General features: G+C 52.8%; 16 protein-coding genes. 5 read left to right on the top strand and 11 right to left on the bottom strand.

The genetic code is table 11. The annotated features are described in order from the left end of the window. Positions 1 to 88 precede the first annotated feature (88 nt). The 3 genes from ACL2XJ_RS00710 to ACL2XJ_RS00700 all read right to left on the bottom strand — a co-directional run bounded on the left by ACL2XJ_RS00710 (position 89) and on the right by ACL2XJ_RS00700 (position 3,812). On the bottom strand, positions 89 to 451 hold the full coding sequence (locus tag ACL2XJ_RS00710; protein WP_413725356.1) for a hypothetical protein: 363 nt from the start codon (positions 449 to 451) through the stop codon (positions 89 to 91). Continuing rightward, complete coding sequence (locus tag ACL2XJ_RS00705; protein ID WP_413725355.1) at positions 448 to 2,130, bottom strand: S-type pyocin domain-containing protein; 1,683 nt, start codon at positions 2,128 to 2,130, stop codon at positions 448 to 450. The genes ACL2XJ_RS00710 and ACL2XJ_RS00705 overlap by 4 nt, the downstream gene beginning before the upstream one ends. A gap of 839 nt (positions 2,131 to 2,969) precedes the next feature. Further along, positions 2,970 to 3,812, bottom strand: coding sequence for an SDR family oxidoreductase (locus ACL2XJ_RS00700; protein WP_413725354.1), 843 nt, complete (start codon positions 3,810 to 3,812; stop codon positions 2,970 to 2,972). Between the two features lie 194 nt (positions 3,813 to 4,006). Here ACL2XJ_RS00700 and ACL2XJ_RS00695 point away from each other — a divergent pair, with 194 nt between their 5' ends. Beyond that, positions 4,007 to 4,900 (top strand): AraC family transcriptional regulator, encoded by an 894-nt coding sequence (locus ACL2XJ_RS00695; protein ID WP_413725353.1) that lies wholly within the window; start codon positions 4,007 to 4,009, stop codon positions 4,898 to 4,900. A 129-nt stretch (positions 4,901 to 5,029) separates the two neighbouring features. Here ACL2XJ_RS00695 and ACL2XJ_RS00690 read toward each other — a convergent pair whose 3' ends face one another. Beyond that, positions 5,030 to 6,586 carry a DHA2 family efflux MFS transporter permease subunit gene (locus ACL2XJ_RS00690; protein WP_413725352.1) on the bottom strand — a complete coding sequence of 519 codons (1,557 nt, stop codon included), beginning with the start codon at positions 6,584 to 6,586 and terminating at the stop codon, positions 5,030 to 5,032. Between the two features lie 96 nt (positions 6,587 to 6,682). On the opposite strand from ACL2XJ_RS00690, the gene ACL2XJ_RS00685 reads away from it, so the two are divergent. Further along, on the top strand, positions 6,683 to 7,639 hold the full coding sequence (locus ACL2XJ_RS00685; RefSeq protein ID WP_413725351.1) for a GlxA family transcriptional regulator: 957 nt from the start codon (positions 6,683 to 6,685) through the stop codon (positions 7,637 to 7,639). Positions 7,640 to 7,951: 312 nt separating this feature from the next. On the opposite strand, the gene ACL2XJ_RS00680 is transcribed toward ACL2XJ_RS00685, so the two are convergent. The 6 genes from ACL2XJ_RS00680 to phnA are packed head-to-tail and all read right to left on the bottom strand — an operon-like array spanning position 7,952 to position 14,671. Continuing rightward, positions 7,952 to 9,238 (bottom strand): ABC transporter substrate-binding protein, encoded by a 1,287-nt coding sequence (locus ACL2XJ_RS00680; RefSeq protein ID WP_413725350.1) that lies wholly within the window; start codon positions 9,236 to 9,238, stop codon positions 7,952 to 7,954. Positions 9,239 to 9,269: 31 nt separating this feature from the next. Further along, positions 9,270 to 10,112: a carbohydrate ABC transporter permease gene (locus ACL2XJ_RS00675; protein ID WP_413725349.1), complete on the bottom strand. Its 843-nt coding sequence runs from the start codon at positions 10,110 to 10,112 to the stop codon at positions 9,270 to 9,272. Next, positions 10,109 to 11,041, bottom strand: a complete 933-nt coding sequence (locus ACL2XJ_RS00670) for a carbohydrate ABC transporter permease (protein ID WP_413725348.1) — start codon at positions 11,039 to 11,041, stop codon at positions 10,109 to 10,111. The genes ACL2XJ_RS00675 and ACL2XJ_RS00670 overlap by 4 nt, the downstream gene beginning before the upstream one ends. Beyond that, positions 11,038 to 12,138, bottom strand: coding sequence for an ABC transporter ATP-binding protein (locus ACL2XJ_RS00665; RefSeq protein ID WP_413725347.1), 1,101 nt, complete (start codon positions 12,136 to 12,138; stop codon positions 11,038 to 11,040). The genes ACL2XJ_RS00670 and ACL2XJ_RS00665 overlap by 4 nt, the downstream gene beginning before the upstream one ends. Positions 12,139 to 12,140: 2 nt before the next feature. Further along, entirely contained in the window at positions 12,141 to 13,418 is a 1,278-nt protein-coding gene (locus ACL2XJ_RS00660) for an alkaline phosphatase family protein (protein ID WP_413725346.1), read from the bottom strand. Continuing rightward, entirely contained in the window at positions 13,418 to 14,671 is a 1,254-nt protein-coding gene (gene phnA / locus ACL2XJ_RS00655; protein ID WP_413725345.1) for a phosphonoacetate hydrolase, read from the bottom strand. Before phnA ends, ACL2XJ_RS00660 begins: the two co-directional genes overlap by 1 nt. A gap of 14 nt (positions 14,672 to 14,685) precedes the next feature. Here phnA and ACL2XJ_RS00650 point away from each other — a divergent pair, with 14 nt between their 5' ends. Continuing rightward, a complete protein-coding gene (locus tag ACL2XJ_RS00650) occupies positions 14,686 to 15,756 on the top strand; it encodes a sugar-binding transcriptional regulator (protein ID WP_413725344.1) in 1,071 nt (356 codons plus the stop codon). A 105-nt stretch (positions 15,757 to 15,861) separates the two neighbouring features. Here ACL2XJ_RS00650 and ACL2XJ_RS00645 read toward each other — a convergent pair whose 3' ends face one another. Beyond that, positions 15,862 to 16,626, bottom strand: coding sequence for a DeoR/GlpR family DNA-binding transcription regulator (locus ACL2XJ_RS00645; protein ID WP_203524741.1), 765 nt, complete (start codon positions 16,624 to 16,626; stop codon positions 15,862 to 15,864). 373 nt (positions 16,627 to 16,999) lie between these two features. Between ACL2XJ_RS00645 and ACL2XJ_RS00640 the strand changes: the two genes are divergently transcribed. Together ACL2XJ_RS00640 and ACL2XJ_RS00635 are read left to right on the top strand one after the other, a co-directional pair. Continuing rightward, on the top strand, positions 17,000 to 18,490 hold the full coding sequence (locus ACL2XJ_RS00640) for a xylulokinase (RefSeq protein ID WP_413725343.1): 1,491 nt from the start codon (positions 17,000 to 17,002) through the stop codon (positions 18,488 to 18,490). Continuing rightward, positions 18,490 to 20,004 carry a M81 family metallopeptidase gene (locus ACL2XJ_RS00635; RefSeq protein WP_413725342.1) on the top strand — a complete coding sequence of 505 codons (1,515 nt, stop codon included), beginning with the start codon at positions 18,490 to 18,492 and terminating at the stop codon, positions 20,002 to 20,004. Before ACL2XJ_RS00640 ends, ACL2XJ_RS00635 begins: the two co-directional genes overlap by 1 nt. Positions 20,005 to 20,092 lie beyond the last annotated feature (88 nt).

The following is a 20,092-nucleotide window of genomic DNA, read 5'->3' as shown; positions in this document are numbered from 1 at the left end:
CCTCATGGCAAATTGTAATAGTGGGATAACGACAAAATCGCCTGGTAATTATACCGTCAGAATCCCCTGGTAATCACACTAATACATGTTACTCGTTAAAATTGTAGTGCTCTGGAATTTTATAATCTTCCGGAATTTCTATCCATTTTGGTTTGTTTAAGATTGATTCGATATCGTTCACTATAGCATTGAAGAAATCAGCAAGCCCCATTGATTGGGATCTTAAAATAAGCAATGCAGTTTGTGTTGCCAGTTCATCTTTCTCGCTACGGGCATTATCTAAGAAGTTGATTGCTTGATTCAGCAAATTTAACCTCGTCTGAAATGTTTCATCCATATTTCTTTTATAGTTGATAGCTAAATCGTCAGATTCAGACAAATCGCCTAATTTTTCTATTAATATTTCGGAAAGTATATTTTTCATTTTCTCAAATTTAAGTTTGTCATTCATTTTGGCAATCTCCGTCCTTCTTTTTGAGCTTCAAAAGTCTTACGCGTATTAATAGAGCCGTCAAGATTTAGTACTAGTTTTATTTTTCTATTACTATCAAATAATTCAAGATGATTTTTGTGTGCTCCATCGAGGTAAAATATATCCCCATCCGCTATATGTGATCCAATATCTTTGTTTGCTTTGTAGATGTTTTGTCCTTGGTACTGTTGATTAGTCTTGACTGAAAATTCTTTAACTTGACTACCAAAGCCCTGCTGCGTAAAAAACTCACCCATATTGCCCACAGCGCCTTGATTAGGCCGGTAGCTTTCTTTCCTGCCGCTCAGCATAACATAGATCGGCTTGTCAGCGGTTTCAAGCGGCGGAACCACAATCAGATCACCATCAAAACCGGGCAAAGTCGTCACTGTAGGCAAAGCAATGGGCTGTGCATTATTACCGGTATGGATAACAGGCTTAGGGCCAATCTCTGGTGTGATTATGGCCCCCAGGCCTGCGCTGCCCGGAGCTTCCGCCGGCGTCACTAAAATGGTGCTGGCCGGTAACGCGTCCGTACCAGGCAGAGTGCATTGATAATTACCTTTACCGTCAGGTATGCCTGTAACGACGCGAACGGGCGTGGGTTGTTCAGTCCTAATCAGTTCAATGGCTATCTGGCTGTTTGTTAAAACCAGACGGCCTCTGATGGGGACATCAATGGTGTTATGTTCCAGAGCAGCTAGGCGTAAACGCTCTTCTGATGGCATGTTGAGCATTGCGGCCGGTAGCGTCTTGACGAAATGTTTTTCGCCGGACACATTATCGCTTCCCACTCCCGCCTCCTTGGGATAAAGCCCAGCAATAATGATGGCGGCGTGCGGGCCCGCTTTTGAAGATGAGGCAATCGCGCCCAGTTCAGCCAGGGCAGCCGTAATTCTCGCCAATAGGCCTTCAGCAGCGGGCGCTGTAGAGGCCAAACCTGCTGCGGCAGCCATAACTGCTGCTTGGCTGGGACTGGGAAGAGCCTCATCGGTCTGAATGTTTTCTTGATTCAATTGCCTCGCAGCAATGAGCTCTTTGGCCACTTTGGCCGCATCATCGGCTTTTCTCTGCGCTTCAATGGCCTCATTTGCCCGTCGCTTGGCTTCGGCGGCCTCATCCGCTTTCCTTTGGGCTTCCTCCCGCTCTCTTGCCGCTGCCGCTTCTTGAGCTAATTTTTGTTGCTCCGCTTCCCGATTTTTTGCTTCTTCTTGTTCTCGAAGTCTTGCCTCTTCTTGGGCCTGACGTTGCATGTTTTCCTGCTGTCTTGCTGCTTCTTCCGCCCTCATTCTGGCGTTGGCTTCTTGAACGTCGGCTTGCGTTTTAGCTTTCATGTCAGCCAATTTTTTTTGCTGTTCCGCCCTGGCCTGTTCCATTCTTCGGTTGGTTTCTTCGTTTCGTTTTTTTTGTTGCTCGGCCTGTTTTTTTTGTAGGTCAGTTATTTGGTCACGAATCTTTTGATTAGATTGCTGAAGATTGTTATTGAGATTACTTAATGATGTATTTAATTTTCCTACGGCTCGCGGACTTGGGCCTCCCAATCCAGCATTGGATGCCCCCGTTAAATGACTTATTGGCCCATAAGGGGTCTGAGTGATTGATCTGCCATTTCCTTGGTATGTGGTCTTCCCAGTTGAGTGTATCGGCTTGATAGGCATATTCTTTCCCTAGATTAATTGATGAAAGTGAAAATTTTATGTGCTATTTATTTTATTTGACGGAATGACCTAACCATTTCCAGAAGCATGTCAAATCAAAAATAAACCGCTATAAGTAATTAATCATAGGGACGTTCAAAAATGCTTAAACAAATAGTCTGAAGAGGGAGGATGATAAACGGATATTTAACACTGGCTAATGGGATAATAATCGATTCTATAATAATGAATTTTCGATACATTTAATTATTGACATGCTGCGGTTGTGGATATTATTTTTATTTACAGTATTTATTTCTGGATGGCAACCATCGCAGCGGCCTTTTTTTGTGCCTTGCTGATGCGTTTTGGCCTTCTTGAGTGACTATAGGGATATTCGCAAAAGAGAAACTCTAAACAAAACTAGCATAAATGAAGTTATTTGTAGATTTAATTGTCTGGTTATTGTTGGTTAGATATTTATTAATGCTTTACCTATTCCTTCTTTAATGACATCTCATTCGTTTAATTTCGAACGCTCAGTGAGTATTCTTCCATGTCAATAGCAACAGGAGTAATCATTCAAACCTCCAATCAAGATATTCTGGTATCAATTAACAATGATGGGATTTGATAGTCAGATAAATAATGACGAGAACCCATTACGACATTTATGATGATTTAGCGGCAATCGTTGCTGCTGCATCAGCGCACATTGCGCCAATATACATCTCTTCCATGGAAGTAATGAGCCGGCGCCTTACGGCGCCGGCTGAGTTAGAGGATAAAGTGCCTGCCTCATCTTATTGACTCAGGGTATGTTTGTCGGCAGTCTGAGCCTCCGATAATGATTCCGGTCATCAATCAGTGAAATCCGTGGCTTGCGAAGCGCCCTTCCAGGCCGCAAGATCCCCGCTGACGGCCTTTAATTTCTCTTCGGCCAGCTCATTGGCTATCTGACCCGCGAACAGGTGAACAGGGGGTTGCGCTGTGTTGGCCGCTTGTATGATGAGCAACGCCAGTTTTTCCGGGTCGCCCGCCTGCTTGCCATCCAGCCCGTTCAGGTGCAATTCCAGCGATGCCTGGGCGGCGGCGTAGTCGGCAATGGCGTGCTGAGCCACCACCAGGCTTTCCCGCGACAGGAATCCGGTGCGCACCGGGCCGGGATACACAATGGTCGCTTTGATACCCAGTTCAGCCACTTCCGCCGCCAGGGTTTCGGTCAGCCCGGCCAGCGCGAACTTGGTGGCGACATAACTGCCCCAGCCCGCATAGCCGCCCTGGAACCCCGCGATAGACGCCACGTTGAAGATGTGTCCGCTGCGCTGCTTGCGTAACTGCGGCAATGCGTGGCGAAGCACATGCAGCGGCGCGAACACATTAACGTCGAAATTACGGCGTAGTTCCGCATCCGTCAGGGCTTCAATCGTACCTTGCTGACCGTAACCCGCATTATTCACCACCACGTCTATGCTGCCGAATACTCCGATGATTTTTTCCATAGCCGCTTGCACGCCGGGCTCGGACACCAGATCAACCTCAAGGGCGAGGAAGCGGTCGCTATCCGCCCCTAGCGCCTGGCGCAAACTCTCCATGGTGCGCGAGGTGGCGGCAACCGCATCACCCCGCGCCAGTACCTGACGCGCCAGCGACAAACCAATGCCGCGAGCCGCGCCGGTAATCAGCCAGGTTTTATTGCTCATGTCTTATCTCCTCTGAAACAGGCTGAAAAATGAAAATCTCGTTAACGCCACCATGCTAAACAGCGCGGGGCAGGTAAAATAGGCGTATTCTTATCCTATGATTGCCTGTTTCTATTCAAAGGATTCACTTTCCAGGGGATAAACAGCAATGCGATTGCTTGATTGTAACTGGCAATAAAGAGAGGAGATGCCGGATGTTCGATGAGATGGTGTCACTGATTGGCGGCCTTGCCCCGAACGAGGGCTATACCCGCTCATTGCTGGAGGATGTGCGTTTCATGCGCTCCAACCGCCCCCTGGGCCGCACGCCGGTGATCTATGAACCGAGCATTGTGATTGTCTGCCAGGGCCATAAGCGCGGCTACCTGGCGGACAAGGTATATTTTTACGACAAGCAGCATTATCTGGTGCTCTCGGTACCGCTGCCGTTTTCCACGGAAACGGAAGCCAGCCCGCAGGAGCCTTTGCTGGCGGTAACGGTATCGCTGGACAGGACGGTGTTATCGGAACTGGTGATGTTGCTGGACAGTCCGGATTCGCCGCCCCACGCCGCACCCGAAGGTATCATATCAACGCCCCTTGATGCCTCGCTGGCGGATACGACATTACGCCTGCTGCGGGCGTTGTCCTCGCCGCAAGAGGCAAAGATCCTCGGTCCGCAGCTGGTGCGTGAGCTGTATTACCGTGCGCTGGTGGGGGAGCGCGGCGGTGCGATAAGGGCCGCGCTGGCAAATCACGGGCATTTTGCCAATATTTCCAGAGTGTTGCAGCGCATTCATCTGGATTTTCCGCAGCCTTTGCCTATTAGCGTCCTGGCAAGCGACGCCGGCCTGAGCGTGCCCGCTTTCCATAAACACTTCAGAGTCGCGACCGGTACTTCGCCCTTGCAATACATCAAGTCCGTGCGCCTGAATCAGGCGCGTTTATTGATGATTCGCGATAATTTGACGGCCGCTTCGGCGGCGTTCAGGGTGGGTTATGAAAGTCCCTCGCAATTTAATCGCGAGTTTCGGCGTTTCTTTGGCCGTAGTCCGGGAGAAGAGGCGCGAGAAATGAAAGCGGCATTTTCCTTATTGCCGCCGGTATAGAGTTTGGCTCCTAACCCGCTGACCAGGGCGCCAATAAACATATCGGCATAAGCTCACATGCATACCTATTGGACGAGATCCCCAGGCAGCGTTCGTTCTCATTTCCAGACGAAAACGCCGCAACAGCTTTCAGGCATGCGCGTCCTTGATCGAAACTGCTTTGTTTCTCTTGGCCGGTCGCGTGATCCACACCAGGGGGATGATGAGGATGAAGATACCGGCCGAGAGATAAAAGATATCGTTTAGCCCTAACATGGCGGCCTGGGCGCTGAGGGTGACATCGAATAGCGCCTGGGCCGACTGGGTATCTGAATGCAGCAGCGCTTTGAGCGCATCGATCTGCTGATTGAATACCGGATTGTAAATGCTCGCCTGCTCGGTGAGGCGGGCGTGATGCAGGATCGTGCGGTTGTTCCACTCGTTGCCGGCCAGCGACGTGCCGACCGCGCCGCAAAACACCCGCGCGAAGTTGGAGAGTCCCGCTGCGGCGGGTAATCGCTCGGCGGGTTGGCCGGACAGAATGATCGATGTCAGCGCCAGGAAAAACATCGGCATCGGGATGCCTTGCAGCAGGGTGGGCAAGACCAGATGCCAGGTGTCGATTTCGGTGAGATATTGCGAGCGCAGCAGGAAGACGAACGCAAAGCCGATAAAGCCAAGGGTGGCAACGGTGCGGGCGTCGGTGCGCGGCAACACGCGGCCCATGATGGGCGACATGATGACGGCGAAAAAGCCAAGCGGCGCGGTAACCAGTCCCGCATCAACGGAACGGTAGTTGAGGTATTCCTGCATCCATTGCGGCAGCAGCACGAGATTGCCGAAAAATACCCCGTAACCCACCGAGATTGCGATGGTGCCGCCAAGGAAGTTGCGCTGTCCGAAAAGCCTGAGATCGATAATCGGATGCTCCTCGGTCAACTCCCATACCATGAAGAATGCGAAGCTCACCAAGGCGGTAATGCCAAGGGCAACGATAAGGGGCGATGAAAACCAATCCAGATCTTTGCCTTTATCAAGCACAACCTGCAACGAGGCGACCCAGGTTATCAGCAGGCTGAGACCCACCACATCGATTGGCAGCTTTCTGGTGGCCGTTTCGCGGTCTCGGTAGATTATCCAGGTGACGCCCGCCGCGAAGAGTCCGATGGGAATGTTGATGAAGAAAATCCACGACCAGCTGTAGCTGTCCGTGATCCAGCCCCCCAGCAAGGGGCCGGCGATGGGGCCCACGGTGGCCGTCATCCCCCAGAGGGAAATCGCCATCGCGGACTTGTGTTTGGGATACGAACCCAGCAAAATCGCCTGCGACAGCGGAATCAGCGGGCCGGCCATAACGCCCTGCAGGACGCGCGCGGTGAGGAGCACCGGCATGGTGGGAGAAATACCGCACAGCCACGACGCCACGATAAACAATAAGATCGCGCCAACGAACAGCTTGACCTGACCGATACGCTGCGTGAGCCACCCGGTGAGCGGGATGGATACCGCATTCGCCGCGGCGAACACCGTGATGACCCAGGTGCCTTCGTCCACCGATACGCCAAGGTTGCCCGAAATGTTCGGAATGGCCACATTGGCAATGGACGAGTCGAGCACGGTCATGAACGTTGCGAGCGCTACCGCGATGGAGGCGAGGATCAGCTGGCCGCCATGCAGCGGGGGGGGAAAAGCCTTGGTTGGATTCATGACGAAAACCTTTTGATATTTTCAAAAAAGTATGGCTTTTATAGCAGGCGGCATAAATGTCATAATTCCGTCGTTTTAAGACAACGAGAGCGTGAGATGGCTGTTCAGAAAGTCGGTTTTGTTTTGTATCCGGGGTTCACGCCATTACAGCTCGCAGTGGCGGGTGCCTTCGATATCGCCAATCAGCTGGCGGGCGAGAAGCTGTATGAGACCCGGATGATGTCCGAACGAGGCGGTCTATTGCGAGGCCCGGTCGGCGTGTGGGTGGAGACGGAACCCTTTTCCGACGATTATTTCGACCTGCTGGTGGTGGGTGGCGGCGCTGTGCAGCCCGACTCTGCGGTGATTGAGTTCCTGCGCACCGCACGCCAGAGAAGCAGAAGAATCGCCGGCGTGTGCACCGGTACCTTCGCGCTGGCCGCCGCCGGTCTGCTGGACGGTCTCAGGGTGACAACGCATTGGAAAATCGCCAGAAAGCTCCAGGAGCAATTCCCATTGGTCCATGTGGAGGAAAATCGAATTTTTATCGTGGACGGTTCTATCTGGACATGTGCGGGAAGCACGGCGGGTCTTGATCTTGCGCTGGCGTTGATTGAGGACGACTTCGGTATCGAGACGGCCCGTGCCATCGCCCGTCACTTTGTTATGTACCATCGCCGGAGCGGAGGACAATCGCAATATTCCACCCTGCTTGAGCTGGAACCCAAGTCGGATCGATTGCAGAAAGTGATCACCTACGTTCGCCGTAATTTGGGCAAGCGCCTGGGTGTGGAGGAGCTGGCGGCAGTGGCCAATCTCAGCCCCCGGCAATTCAGCCGTTCATTTCAAACTGAAACCGGCCAATCGCCGGCGAAGGCGGTGGAAAATATCCGGTTGGAGGCCGCACGGAATCTAATGGAAGACAGTACCCATTCCATTAGCGCTATCGCTCAGCAAACGGGATTTGGCGATTCAGACAGAATGCGCCGCGCCTTTATCAGGGCCTTTGGCCAGTCGCCCGCGATCATGCGGCGTGCCGCGGGGCGCCTTGCCGATATCAGCGTCGAGCCTTGAAGGCCTTTTTAGTGAAATAGCCGGAATGTTTACCGCTGATGATCCGGGTAACTTCAAAATACAGTGGCACCGATTCACACCGGATTCTCCGTTGCAGCCACTTTTGAAGACTATACCCATGTCGCCTTCAAGGTCGGCTCCCTTGAGGAGGCAATAAGGGGCAATGACCTCATCCTTGGTCCTTATATCGAGTAAACAATCGATTGTCCGGCTGCCGCTGCTGATGTGTTTGGCAGATTGCAAAGGCTACGGTATAGGGCGCGCTTGAGCTTAATGAATTCCGCCAGGGGCATTTCTGGCGGAATATCGCTGTTACCTACACTCAGCAGGCATCAGGGCATTAACATCCTGAACCAGTTTTGGCATGGTGTCAGCCGCATTGTCTCGAGCCGTCACTAACGCTTCGGTGTGGTCTTTAATCACTTCAATTATTTTTAGCGAGTTTTCACCCGGGAACGATGCCCATTCGCCTAATACCGGCACCTGCTTCAGGCTGGTGGTATGGTTCGGATGGGACGCGTAAAAGTTGCCGAGCAGGTCTGCTTTCTCAACGGCTATTTTGTTTCCGGGCATATACCCTGTCAGGTTGGCCATTGCGGTCTGGCCTTCAGGACCGGTGACGAATTTAACATACTCCCATGCCGCGGCCTGACGTTTGGTATCGGTAGAAAGCACCATGGCAACGTTTCCGCCCGCCGGTAACCGACCTTGCGCAGCGGCCAGCGGGAAGGGCATCGTTTTAAAGCCGAACGTTCCGTTGATCTGCTTTTCAGCGGCGGCGACATAGGACGTTGAATCCGCCATGATGCCTATCGTACCCGAAACAAATGACTGGCGAGCCTGTCCGAGCGCCAGGTTAGGCATGCCTGACTTTCCAAACGACTCAAGCGTTTGCAGCGCCCATTTACCCGCATCACTGTTAAAGCCGATTTTGCAGCTATCAGGTTGCAGCATGTGTCCGCCTTTACTGGTTATCAGCGTCTGAAACAGCCAGTTGCCGGTCTGCTCCCACTGGTAATAAAGGCCTGTTACCGGCGATTTCGAATGGCTCTCAATCGCTTTACCGAGTTTGATCAAGTCAGGCCAGGTGCCCGGTAACCGATCTGGATTGCCGCCCGCCGCTTTTACCAGATCGGTATTGACGTAAAGAACCGGTGTGGAAACCGCAAAAGGCAAACCGTATTGCTTGCCTTTCCAGGTCCCAAGCTTAGCCAGCGTCGGGTAATAACCTAATTTATCCAGGCCACCCTCTTTCTTGATGTATGTATCCAGAGGCGCCCCAATACCACGGTCAACAAACAATCCGATTTGGTTGATTCCGTTGAAAGCAACATCCGGCATGCTATGGGTGATTTGCCCGCGCAAAATTTCCTGCGCAGCTTCTTCATATCCTTTTACCGGATTACGAAACTTTATTTCAATACCAGGATGCGTCTGGGTAAAGCGTTTTGCTAATTCCTTCTGTAGGGAATTGAACGTCCCCGGGGTGGTATACAGCACATCAAGCGTTATTTTATCGTCTGCATGGGCTGCCGTAATGCCAGACAAAATAATCGCGCCGGATAAAATGCGGCTGCACACTGAAGCCTGTAAAGACATGGTATTCTCCTGGAGTCATTAAAATAAAAGCTTATTTATTTGCCGATGTTGTCATGCCATCAATAAAACGACGCTGTGCCGCAAGGAAAACGAAAATCAACGGAATAACAATAATTACCGCCCCCGCCATCAGTGGTCCCAGTGACTGACCGGATTCATCATCCCGGAATAATAAGATGCCCAATGCCGGTGTCGAGATTGCCTGGTCGCGAACCGCAATCATGGGCCAGAACAGATCGTTCCAGTGCGCAACCAACGAAAAAATGCCGAATGAGGCGATAGCCGGCGTGCTCATCGGCATGATAATGCGCCAGATAATGGAGAACTCGCTCAGGCCGTCCAGCCGCGCCGCCTGAAGAATCTCTTCGGGGATTTTGCGAAAGAACTGACGCAGCAAAAAGATGCCGAAGGCCGAAATCATCCACGGCAGAATCAGCGATGCATAGGTATTGAGGATGCCAAACACATACAGCATTAAAAAGTGAGGGATCGCCAGGGCCTGCGGCGGCACCAGTAAACCAACCAGCACGGCGGAAAACAGGGTATCCCGGCCGCGAAATCGCAGTTTTGCCAGCGCATAAGCGCAGGGCACGCACACGATAAGCTGGATCAGGAAAATCACCGCGCAGACAAAGACGCCATTGGCGAGAAACCGCAACATCGGTACAGAAGTCAACGCCGCACGGTAGTTCTCAAGTCCGAAAAAGTGCGTTGGCCACAAATGGAAATCGGCCGCGAAAATCTCCTGCTGAGGCTTCAGGGACAGGCTCACCATCCAGATAAAGGGGAGCAGGGTAAACAAGGCGGTACACAGCAGAATCACATGCCGCAGCACCAGTTTCGGCGAAAGAGACAATGAGGAAAATTTAATCATGAGTAATGTACCCGCCGCTCAAGGATTTTCGACTGGCCGAGGGTGAGACAGACAACAATCAGCAGATAAACCACGGTAAGCGCCGCGCCGTAGCCGGTTCTCAGGTAGTCAAAACTTTCGGTATAGAGCCGGTGCAGCAGGACTTCCGTGGCATAATTCGGTCCGCCCTGAGTGAGAACACTGACGCTGTCGAACACTTCAAAAGCCCGGCATGCGGTCATTATGCTGACGAAGATCATCACGGGTCCGAGCATAGGAAGGGTGACGGTACGAAGCCTATCGACAATGCCGTCGGCCCCATCAATGGCGGCGGCGTGATAGAGATCCTCTGGAATAGACTTCAGTCCGGAAACAAACAGCACCATGGCGAAGCCAAAGTTTTGCCAGATGCCAATGACGGCAATCACCAGCAGAGCCGTATCTTCATCTCGTAACCAGTTAGGGCCGGTAATACCGAATACCGACAACGCGCGATTCACCAGGCCAATGGTGGGATGAAGCATTGACCCCCAGACGATGGCCATTGCCGACATCGTCGACATCACCGGAAGAAAGTGAATCGCACGATAAAAGCCGCGCAGGCTGGGGCTGGACTCGATTAACAGCGCGACGGTCAGGCCCAGAATCAAGGTTCCCGGTACTACGATGGCCACATACAGCAACGTATTTTTCAGCGCCGTCCAGAACACCGGGTCGGAGAATAACGTGTTGAAATTTTCCAGGCCAATAAACCGGAGCGCCGATGTGCCAAACTGCCAGTCGGTCAGTGAGACGGCTATCACCACCAGCGCCGGAACGAACAGCAGCACAATCAGTAACAAGGCGGCGGGAAATACCGACAGGTAAGCGAAGTGCCGCTGAGCCTGCACCAGCGACTTTTTCGGTGCCTGCCGGTTTGCCCTGGCTGTCACAACGTGTAATTCGCTCATACCGCGATCCGCTCCTTTTCCGTCAGCCGCTTGCCATCGGTATCAAAAACCAGAATCTGGCGCGGATCGAGCATGATGCCCACGGCGTTACCCGGCGAGAGGCGAGGCGAATGCGGGTCACGGCGCACGATAATCCTGCCCGCGCCGTTGATATCGACATGAATGAAAATATCCGCACCGAAGTTCTCAACATTGCTGACCACGCCTTCCAGCACGCCGGTTCCGCTGGTTACAATGGACGCTGATTCAGGTCGAAAGCCAATGCGGTGTGCGCAGGCAAAGCCGTACTTTGCGGCTCCCGGCATAGCGTCAACGGCCAGAATATTAATCTTCGGGCTGCCAATCAGTTCAGCAACCCGGATTTCAGCCGGATTACGATACAGCTCTTCCGGCGGCGCTGTTTGCAGGACATCGCCGCCGACCATGACGGCAACGCGGTCGGACATGGTCATCGCTTCAGCCTGATCGTGCGTTACATAGACAAACGTCACGCCAAGGCGGCGATGCAACGCCACAATCTCAGCGCGCATTTGCACACGCAGCTTCGCATCAAGGTTGGAAAGCGGTTCATCCATCAGGAATATTTTGGGATGACGAACCATAGCGCGGCCCAGCGCCACGCGCTGGCGCTGTCCACCCGATAACTGCCCCGGTTTACGCTGTAAAAGAGGGTCGATATTCAGCATCTTCGCGACCTGGTTCACTTCACCGGCGATATCACGCTCTATGCTTTTTCGTGCCGGCAGCAGGTAACCCAGCACCGGCAGGCGCTGAATACGACTCAGTCGCTGCATCCTCAGCGGCAGGGCTATATTGTCAAACACCGTGAAGTGGGGATAAAGCGCATAGGACTGGAAAACCATCGCGACATCACGTCCGCTTGGGCGGCGCGCATCAATGTTCTCTCCATCCAGTTCAATACTGCCGCTGTCCTGCGCTTCCAGACCCGCCAGGATGCGCAACAGTGTCGATTTTCCGCAGCCGGAGGGACCGATTAATGTCAGAAACTCACCGTCGCGGATATCCAGCGAGACGCTTTTGAGCACGGCGGTTTCTCCATAGGCTTTACCGATCTGACGAATGTTGACGCTCGCCATTTTTACTCCTCACGACTTTCGTGTTGCAGGGCCTGGCCATCAAATGACGGCAGCGGTTTACCCAGGTGGGTGAAAATGGTGGGGGCAATATCAATCACGCAGCTGGGTGATGTGCGCACGCTATCCGGGGTAAAACCCTGTCCCGCAGCCATCAGGAACGGCATCTGTTCATAAGTGCCCATGCCGCCATGCTGCCCGGCGCCGAGAATATCTGCTTTGTCCCCCGCGCGTCGGGCCGTGAACCCTTTTCCGGCCACGCCGTAGTCATTTGTTTCGTCGGTGCTGCGCATGGAAACGGCGAATTCCGGGCCTGCCTCACTGGGAATACCCGCCGACGCAAACTCACAGCGCGAGAACACCTGGCCTGCCCAGGCGCGATCGCGCAGGAAGATCTCAATCTCTGACTTCCTGCCGGACACGTCGGGATGCAGGTAAATCAGTACCGAGGTTCCGTTCGACGCCACAACCACATCATCCGATTCCATGCTGTTTTTCAGACCCGCGCCGACCAGCTCAGCTTCAACATCAATGACCCCATCCACGATTTGGTGACCATGATCCGAGCCGATCAGCAGCAAAATGTCTTGTCGATCGGCCATGGCCTCAACGGCGGCAATCACCCGCCCCGCGTGACTGTCCGCACTGCGAAGGATGGCCAGATGTTCGGGTGATCCTAATGGCAGATTGTGCTGGGACGCGTCGGGTTCGCCCATCCAGAGAACGCCCACGGCCGGACAATCATGGGTGCTAACCACCCGTGCAATAAACCTGTCGGTCATCACGCTTTCGCCCTCGGTGTCCAGCGCAATGTTGAGCTCGTCAAGCGGAGGAACGGGCTGGCGACCGGGGCCGAATGACCCCGCGCGATGGTAGACGTGACAAAATCCATCCGGATCGTGGGCATAGGCCGCCCCCGGCGAGACATTACTGAAAATCACCACGCCGCCCTCGTCCGCGAGGTGTTCCGCCATCGTCGGAACATGCAAAGAGCGGCCGGTGACGTTGCGCTTGTGCTGGAGAAAACCCGGTTTACCCGCATCATGGCGGACCAGACGGCCGTTTTCAGTCAGCACCATGGTATTTCCCGCCATCCCATGACGGGCCGGCCGGCAGCCGGTAGCGATGCTGGCCGATACCACTCGGGTGCAGCTCGGGAACACGGTACGGTGAGCGGAGAACTGCTCGGCACGGCGGGCAAATGCACACAGATGAGGCGTATTTTCCTCACCGATCAAATCCCGACGTAAACCGTCAAGAATGACAACTATGGCGCGGCGCATCAGATAGCCTCGTTCAGGAGTGCGAAGAAGATGTCAAAGTTGCGCAGCCGGTGCGTCGGATCGGCTTTCACCGGGATTGAGGTAATAAAAGGAACGACCTGTTCGGTGAGGCTGCCATGGGAGCGCAGACGAGCGCCGGAAAGTTGCGACAGATCGTGGTCGGCTTTGCCGGCTCCCAGAGCCACTCCTTTAATCGCAACAACCGCGATGTCGCCTTCACGATCGTCGGCCACTTCGAACATCAGGCAGGCTTCATCCCGTGGCAGCGCCAGTGCAACACCGGGGATATTGCGGACAAAATTCAGCACGTCATGGATGGCGATATCCGGGGCCAGGAGATGAATGCGGATAAACCCGCCCAGCGCACCGTGGTGGCGAACGAACGGGTCGGTAATCGGGCAGATCACCCGGCATTTTCCTGCCCCGAATGCTTCGTCCAGCAGATCTGAAAGGTAAACAATACGCGGATTGCCCCCGGCATCAGCCATATCACTCATGCCATGATCGGCAACGATGCCCAACCGCGCGCCAAGCGACAGCATTTTTCCCAGACGCTGGTCGACGGCCACCATAAATTCGAGTGCTTGAGGATCGTTGGGCGCATGTTTGTGCTGTACATAATCGGACAGCGACAGGTAGCAGATGTCCGGCCGGGTGGTTTCCAGCAATGTGATGCCCGCATCCAGCACGAAGAGTGAAAGATCGGCTGAGTACTGGTCTGGCGCGCTTCGGCCGACAAGCGCTTCGACATTGCCTATGCCGTTCTCTGCTTCGGTGGCGTCGTTGGCTTTTTCAGCAGAGAAAGCAATGCCATCCAGGTCCTTGCCCAGCGCCTTGCGCAGTTTATCTTTCGCCGTGATCGCAACAACCTTTGCGCCCGCACGGGAGAATGCCGACAGCAGCGTTGGCGCCCGCACCGGGGAGGAGTCAACCATCATGACGTCTTTGCCCGTTTCGCGGTCAAAATAGAAGTTGCCGGAGACGCCATGCACATTCGGCGATACGCCGCACACGATGGAGACGTTATTGGGATTGGTGAAGGTCGGCATGCTGGCCAATGCCTTACCGGCAAAGCCGCTGTCACGCATTTTGTCCAGATTCGGTATCAGACCGGCCTGGCTCGCGGCGTCGATGTATTGGGGATCGCATCCATCGAAACAAACCACCACAGTCGATTGAACGGGCCACTGATATTCACGGCCATTAACAGTGACGGTTTTTTTATCGCTGTAAATATTATTGCATTCTGACATGGGTATTCTCTCTTATGAAAATCTTGATGGTGGTGAATTTACCATTCATGAATGACACATTTGTGAATCAGAGGGAACAAATGTGCTATACTTTCCATATTAGAGACAATACTATGATTATCAGGGAAAAAATTTTGGAAGAAAGTAAAAGCGCTCAGGATGAAAACGCGTTGATTGCGCGGATCTGCTGGCACTACTTCAAAGAGGGTCAGACTCAGGATGTGATTGCGCGCCACCTGAATATCACCCGTAAAAAGGTCAACCGAATCCTGGGTGAAGCGAGAACGTCAGGGTTTGTGCAGATCATTTTGCCCCAGACCGTTGCTGTGCGCATCGATCTGGAAAACGCCCTTACCGCAAAATTTGGTCTCGGCCGGGTCATCGTTGTCCCGACGCCAATCGAAGGTGATGATGTCAGGGCGATGGTCGGCTCGGCGGCAGGGCAATATATCTCTGAAAATCTGCCGCCATCAGGCACGCTCGGCATAAGCTGGGGAGGCACCATTCATACGGCTGCCCAGAACTTTTTGCCACGACCGGAAGGGGGCGATCGCGTGGTGCTGCTTTGCGGCGGCCTGGCTGAAAGCACCAGAATCAACCCTTATGACAACGCCGCGTCTGTCGCGCGGGCGCTCAATGCAAAATGTTTTTATGTTACCGCACCGATGTTCGCTTCCTCAGAAACGCTACGAGACGCCCTGGTGGCCAGTGAGCCGGTGAGGTCGGTGCTTTCCATGGCAGGCCAGCTGGACATGGCGCTCCTGAGCGCTATCGATCTCTCTGAACAATCCAAAGCTCTGGAATATGGCGTCATCGACGAGCCATCACGCCTTTCGCTGATTGAAGCGGGCGCTGTGGGAGATATTTGCGGTCACTATCTGGATGTCCAGGGAAAAAAAGTAAAGCATCCTTTAGCGCAAAGAGTGATCAATCCCACGATTGAGGATTTGAAAAAAACCGGACAGCTGGTGCTGGCCGCGGGCGGGACCCATAAATACGCTATTATTCTGGCCGCCATCCGTGCCGGGCTTTGTCATGTGCTGATCTGCGATGAAAATGTCGCGAAGGCGCTTTTGGCAGCATGATCTTTATGTTCGCGTTGCTGGCGACCGGTCAAAAGCGTGGCTCCTGGACCGTATGTTTACCCATTCAGCCCGATGAATCGGGCTTTAAAGCTGAAATGATGACGGTCAGGCAATGACTACTTTTAGATCTTTGGGAAAAACGAGATTTTTTATTTTCTGATCAGGATCGGAAGTAAACAGCCAAGATACTTCTTTCCAACCGGCCACTAGCGATGTGGCCCGATTGTTCAATTTATGCCCATCAGCCAGAACGATGGTTTGATTGCTTTGCTTAATCATCTGGCGGGCAATGGCCGCTTCATCCAGATTCTGGTCCATAATTCCCGCGTCCGGACTGACGGCGCCGGCGCCAATGACTGCATAATCAGCATAAAAACTGCTTATAGACTGCAGCGCAATGGAACCTATACATTCCATTTTGGATGTGCCGAATTGTCCACCGATAAGGATCAGATTAGTTGTGCTGTTCTCATGAAAAAGATTCGCGATGATGGGTGAATTGGTAATCACGGTCAGGCCATTGATGGAAACTATCTGGCGGGCAAATTCAAGCGTTGTCGTACCAAAGTCGATAAGTAATGAGTCTCCAGGCTTGATCATCCGGGCCGCTTTGATAGCGATGGCTTTCTTTTCATCCTCAGCGAGTTTTGAACGTTCTTTAAATTCCAGCTCGAAGCCAAACTGGGCGCTGACAGCGCCTCCATGTACTTTCTTGATGTAGCGCAGCTCCTCGAGTTTGTTGAAATCGCGCCTGATGGTCTCCTGGGAAACATCAAAAAACTCGGCGAGATCGTTAACGAATACCTGTCCATGCTCTGCGAGCTTATCGAGAATGATATTCCTTCTTTCCGCGCCGTTTGAATAATCCATCAGTGTCCCGCCTGCATAGTTATGACCTGTGAGAAATACATAACACCGGTGCCTGAACGCACCGATGGTTGAACTATTGAATGGCTTGAAAATAGCAGATTCCTGACACGGAAGAATAGGGGAAGTGTGGCTATTATGTGGTTTTGGCCAAAATCTTTCCTTTTGTGAAAGATGATTGCTGTGTCATCACAAAAACCTATGAGTGCCAACGCGTATCTGTCAGTTATTGTGATATTTATGTTGATATAGTGTTTTTTATATCAATAAACACATGTAAACAACAAAAACAATACATCCCTTACTGGCAGGAGGTAAGAATGGCGAGTCCGCATTGCCCAGCATCAGGAAATCGCGGTAACGACAGGAGGCCATAATGCCTAAGCACATCATGACTTTTGATATCGGTACCTCGTCACTTAAAACTGCGTTGATTGATGAATGGGGAAAAGTGGTTGCCGAAGGCGGGGCAAGCTATCCGATAAAACAACCTGAAAACGGCTGGGCAGAACAGGATCCTGAGGTTATTTGGAAGCATATTTGTGAAACCAGTCGGGTGGTGATGCGCAAAAGCTCAGTAGCAAGGGATGATGTTCATGGCGTGGTATTCGTCGCGCCATGGAAAAACATTATCTGTCTGAATAATCAGGGAGAAGTTCTGCGCGACAGTATCATCTGGATGGACAGTCGGGCAGTTGTCCAGGCAGAACGCCTGAATAAATCAGCGGGGACATTCGTCGGGACAGGTCAGGAATACTGGCCGCGGCTCATGTGGTTAAAAGAAAACCAGCCGGAGATCTGGCAACAGTCGAACCATATTGTCGGGTTGAATACCTATTTCAAATACAAAGCTACCGGCAACCTTTTCACCGAGCCTTCAGATGATTTTATCCGTTCAGATAATCCTGAGCTGAACGACTATTATCAGCAGGTCCTCAGGGCTGCCGATCTCATGGATGATCTGGATAAATTTCCACTCTCCCGCAAAGCACAGGAGACGATAGGAGTGCTGACGGCAGCCGCTGCCGACGAACTGGGCCTGCGCGGTGATGTGCCTGTCTTCGGCGGTTTTGGTGACCTTGTGGCGATCACGTGGGGGGTAGGGCGCTCTCAGCTGGATGATGCCCATCTCTATTTTGGGACATCATCCTGGCTGGTCAGCATCATCGGTAAACGTTCTGATCTGGACGCGCCATTATATTTCTCAATCGATCGTGAAACGCAAGGGGCTGTTTATGCACTGCAGACCGGTTGCCTGGCGCTGGACTGGCTGGCCGATCAGGTTTACAGGGTCGAACGTACCATACTTGAATCGGACATCTATAACCTCATTAGCAAAGAAGCCGGTCAAATAGCGCCTGGTAGCGAAGGTGTCATCGCCGCGCACTGGCTGAACGGTGAGCTTGCCCCGTTCTCCCAAAACGCCAAAGGCTTTTTCCTGAACCTTTCCATCAATCATGACCGGCGTCATATGGCCAGAGCCATGATGGAGAGCATCTGCTTTACGCATCGCCACAACCTTGAGCGGCTTCATGGACTGTCCGGTCGCCTGCAGAATCATATCCGCGTTGTGGGTGGCGGTGCGGTAAATGATGTCTGGATGCAGATGCTTGCTGACATCCTTCAAATCAAGGTGCAAATCCCGGAAGCTCCCCGCTATACAGGAACGATTGGTGCCTACTACTGTGCGGCAATGGGACTGGGCTGGCTCAATGATTTGAATACAATGGCGGACAAGGTGGCCATCCAAAAAGAGTTCATTCCCAATCCTGGCAACAAGGACGTCTACGACAACAACTACCGGGTATATATGAAAATTCATTCAGCGCTTAAAGACATCCACCGTGACTTAAACGGAGAGTATTAATGAAGATCCTTGTTACCGAATTTCGTCAGGAGAGTAACTCTTTCAATCCTGTCCTTTCTTCCCTCGAATTCTGGAGACAGACGGGAGAATACGAAGGAGAGCGGGTGCGAAAGGAGTTTGAAGGCCAACAATGTGCAATCGGCGGCTTCTTCAAAGCGTTGAATGAGAAAGCCCCGCTTGCTGAAGTGGTATGCGGAACGGTGATGGCCTGCCAGAGCGGCGGGGTAGCTGAACAGTCCGTCATGGATCATTACCTGTCAAAACTTATCCCCCAGATTAAAGAAAGCTTACCTCTCGACGGCGTTCTCATATCGTATCATGGTGCGTTAATGACAACGGAATATGATGACCCGGAAGGAGAAATCACCCGGCGAATCAGGGTGATTGTGGGAGATAAAACGGTCATTGCCGTTTCGTCCGATCTTCATGCTTATATCTCTGACACGTTAATCAGCAATACCAACATCATACTGGCATATCTGACATATCCTCACGTTGATTATGTCGAGACGGGGTACCGCACGGCCGCGCTGGCGCTGGATGCCATCTCCGGCAAAAGAAAGCCGGTTACGGCCTGGGTGCCTGTTCCGATGATTGCTCCAGCCGCGGCCTATAACACCCTAAAAGGAGCATTCAAGGAGATTATTGACTACGGCCGGAAGCTGGTGGCTGAGGGCCGGCTCATTGATTTTTCTTTCTATCAAATGCAACCCTGGCTTGATATTCCCAAAGCCAATTCCTCTGTCGTTGTGGTTGCTGACAACCGAGAGCAAGCTGAGAAATACGCCAAGGAACTTGCAAGCTTGCTCTACTCAAAACGCCATGATTTCCGTATTAAGCTGACCTCTGTAAAAGAAGTCATTGAACGAGCGCTCAAAGCAGATACAGCAAAACCGGTCATCCTTGTTGATTCGGCTGACTCCTGCAACGCCGGTGCAACCGGGGACAACATGGCAGTTGCCACTGAAATACTCCAATATGGAGCCGGTTTGCGCTCAGCTGTCGTCGTGAACGCGCCTGACGCAGCGTTGAAAGCTCATCAGGTCGGTGTGGGCGGGGAGGCGGAATTCAGTATCGGCGCATCCCGCGATCCCCGTTCAATGTCTGTTACCTGTCAGGCTCGTGTTAAATCGCTGCACGATGGCGTATTCCGACAGGAAGGTCCGGCTGGAAGAGGGGTGGTCCAACGCATAGGCCGCTCAGCGGTGCTGAGCATCGGCAACCTTGATGTTCTGGTGTGTGAATGGATGGCGGGTAACGGCGATCCTCAACTCTACCGCGCGCATGGTATTGAACCAACGCTGTACGATTTGGTGGTTGTAAAGGCTTCAACGTCCTTCAGAGGAGCTTACGAAAAACTGGCCGGTACCATTTGCGAAGCACAGACGCCCGGCGCCGCCAGTTCTGATTTGAAAAGTCTGCCCTTCACCAGGCTGCCAAAAGACAGCATGTACCCCTGGGCGGATATCACCAATCCGCAATGGGAAGTCGCCTTCACTGCCCCACTTTACTAGCCTTCTGCCCCCGACAGACTGCCCCTTACCGGCGGTCTGCCATCTGCGTCATCTTCCCCGCTTGAATTTGGCAATTTCCGGCAGGCCG

It is taken from the genome of Sodalis sp. RH16, assembly GCF_047324245.1.
GTDB lineage: Bacteria > Pseudomonadota > Gammaproteobacteria > Enterobacterales > Enterobacteriaceae > Acerihabitans > Acerihabitans ligni.
Note: the sequence above shows the minus strand (reverse complement) of the source record. Positions and strands in the feature narration are given on the sequence as shown.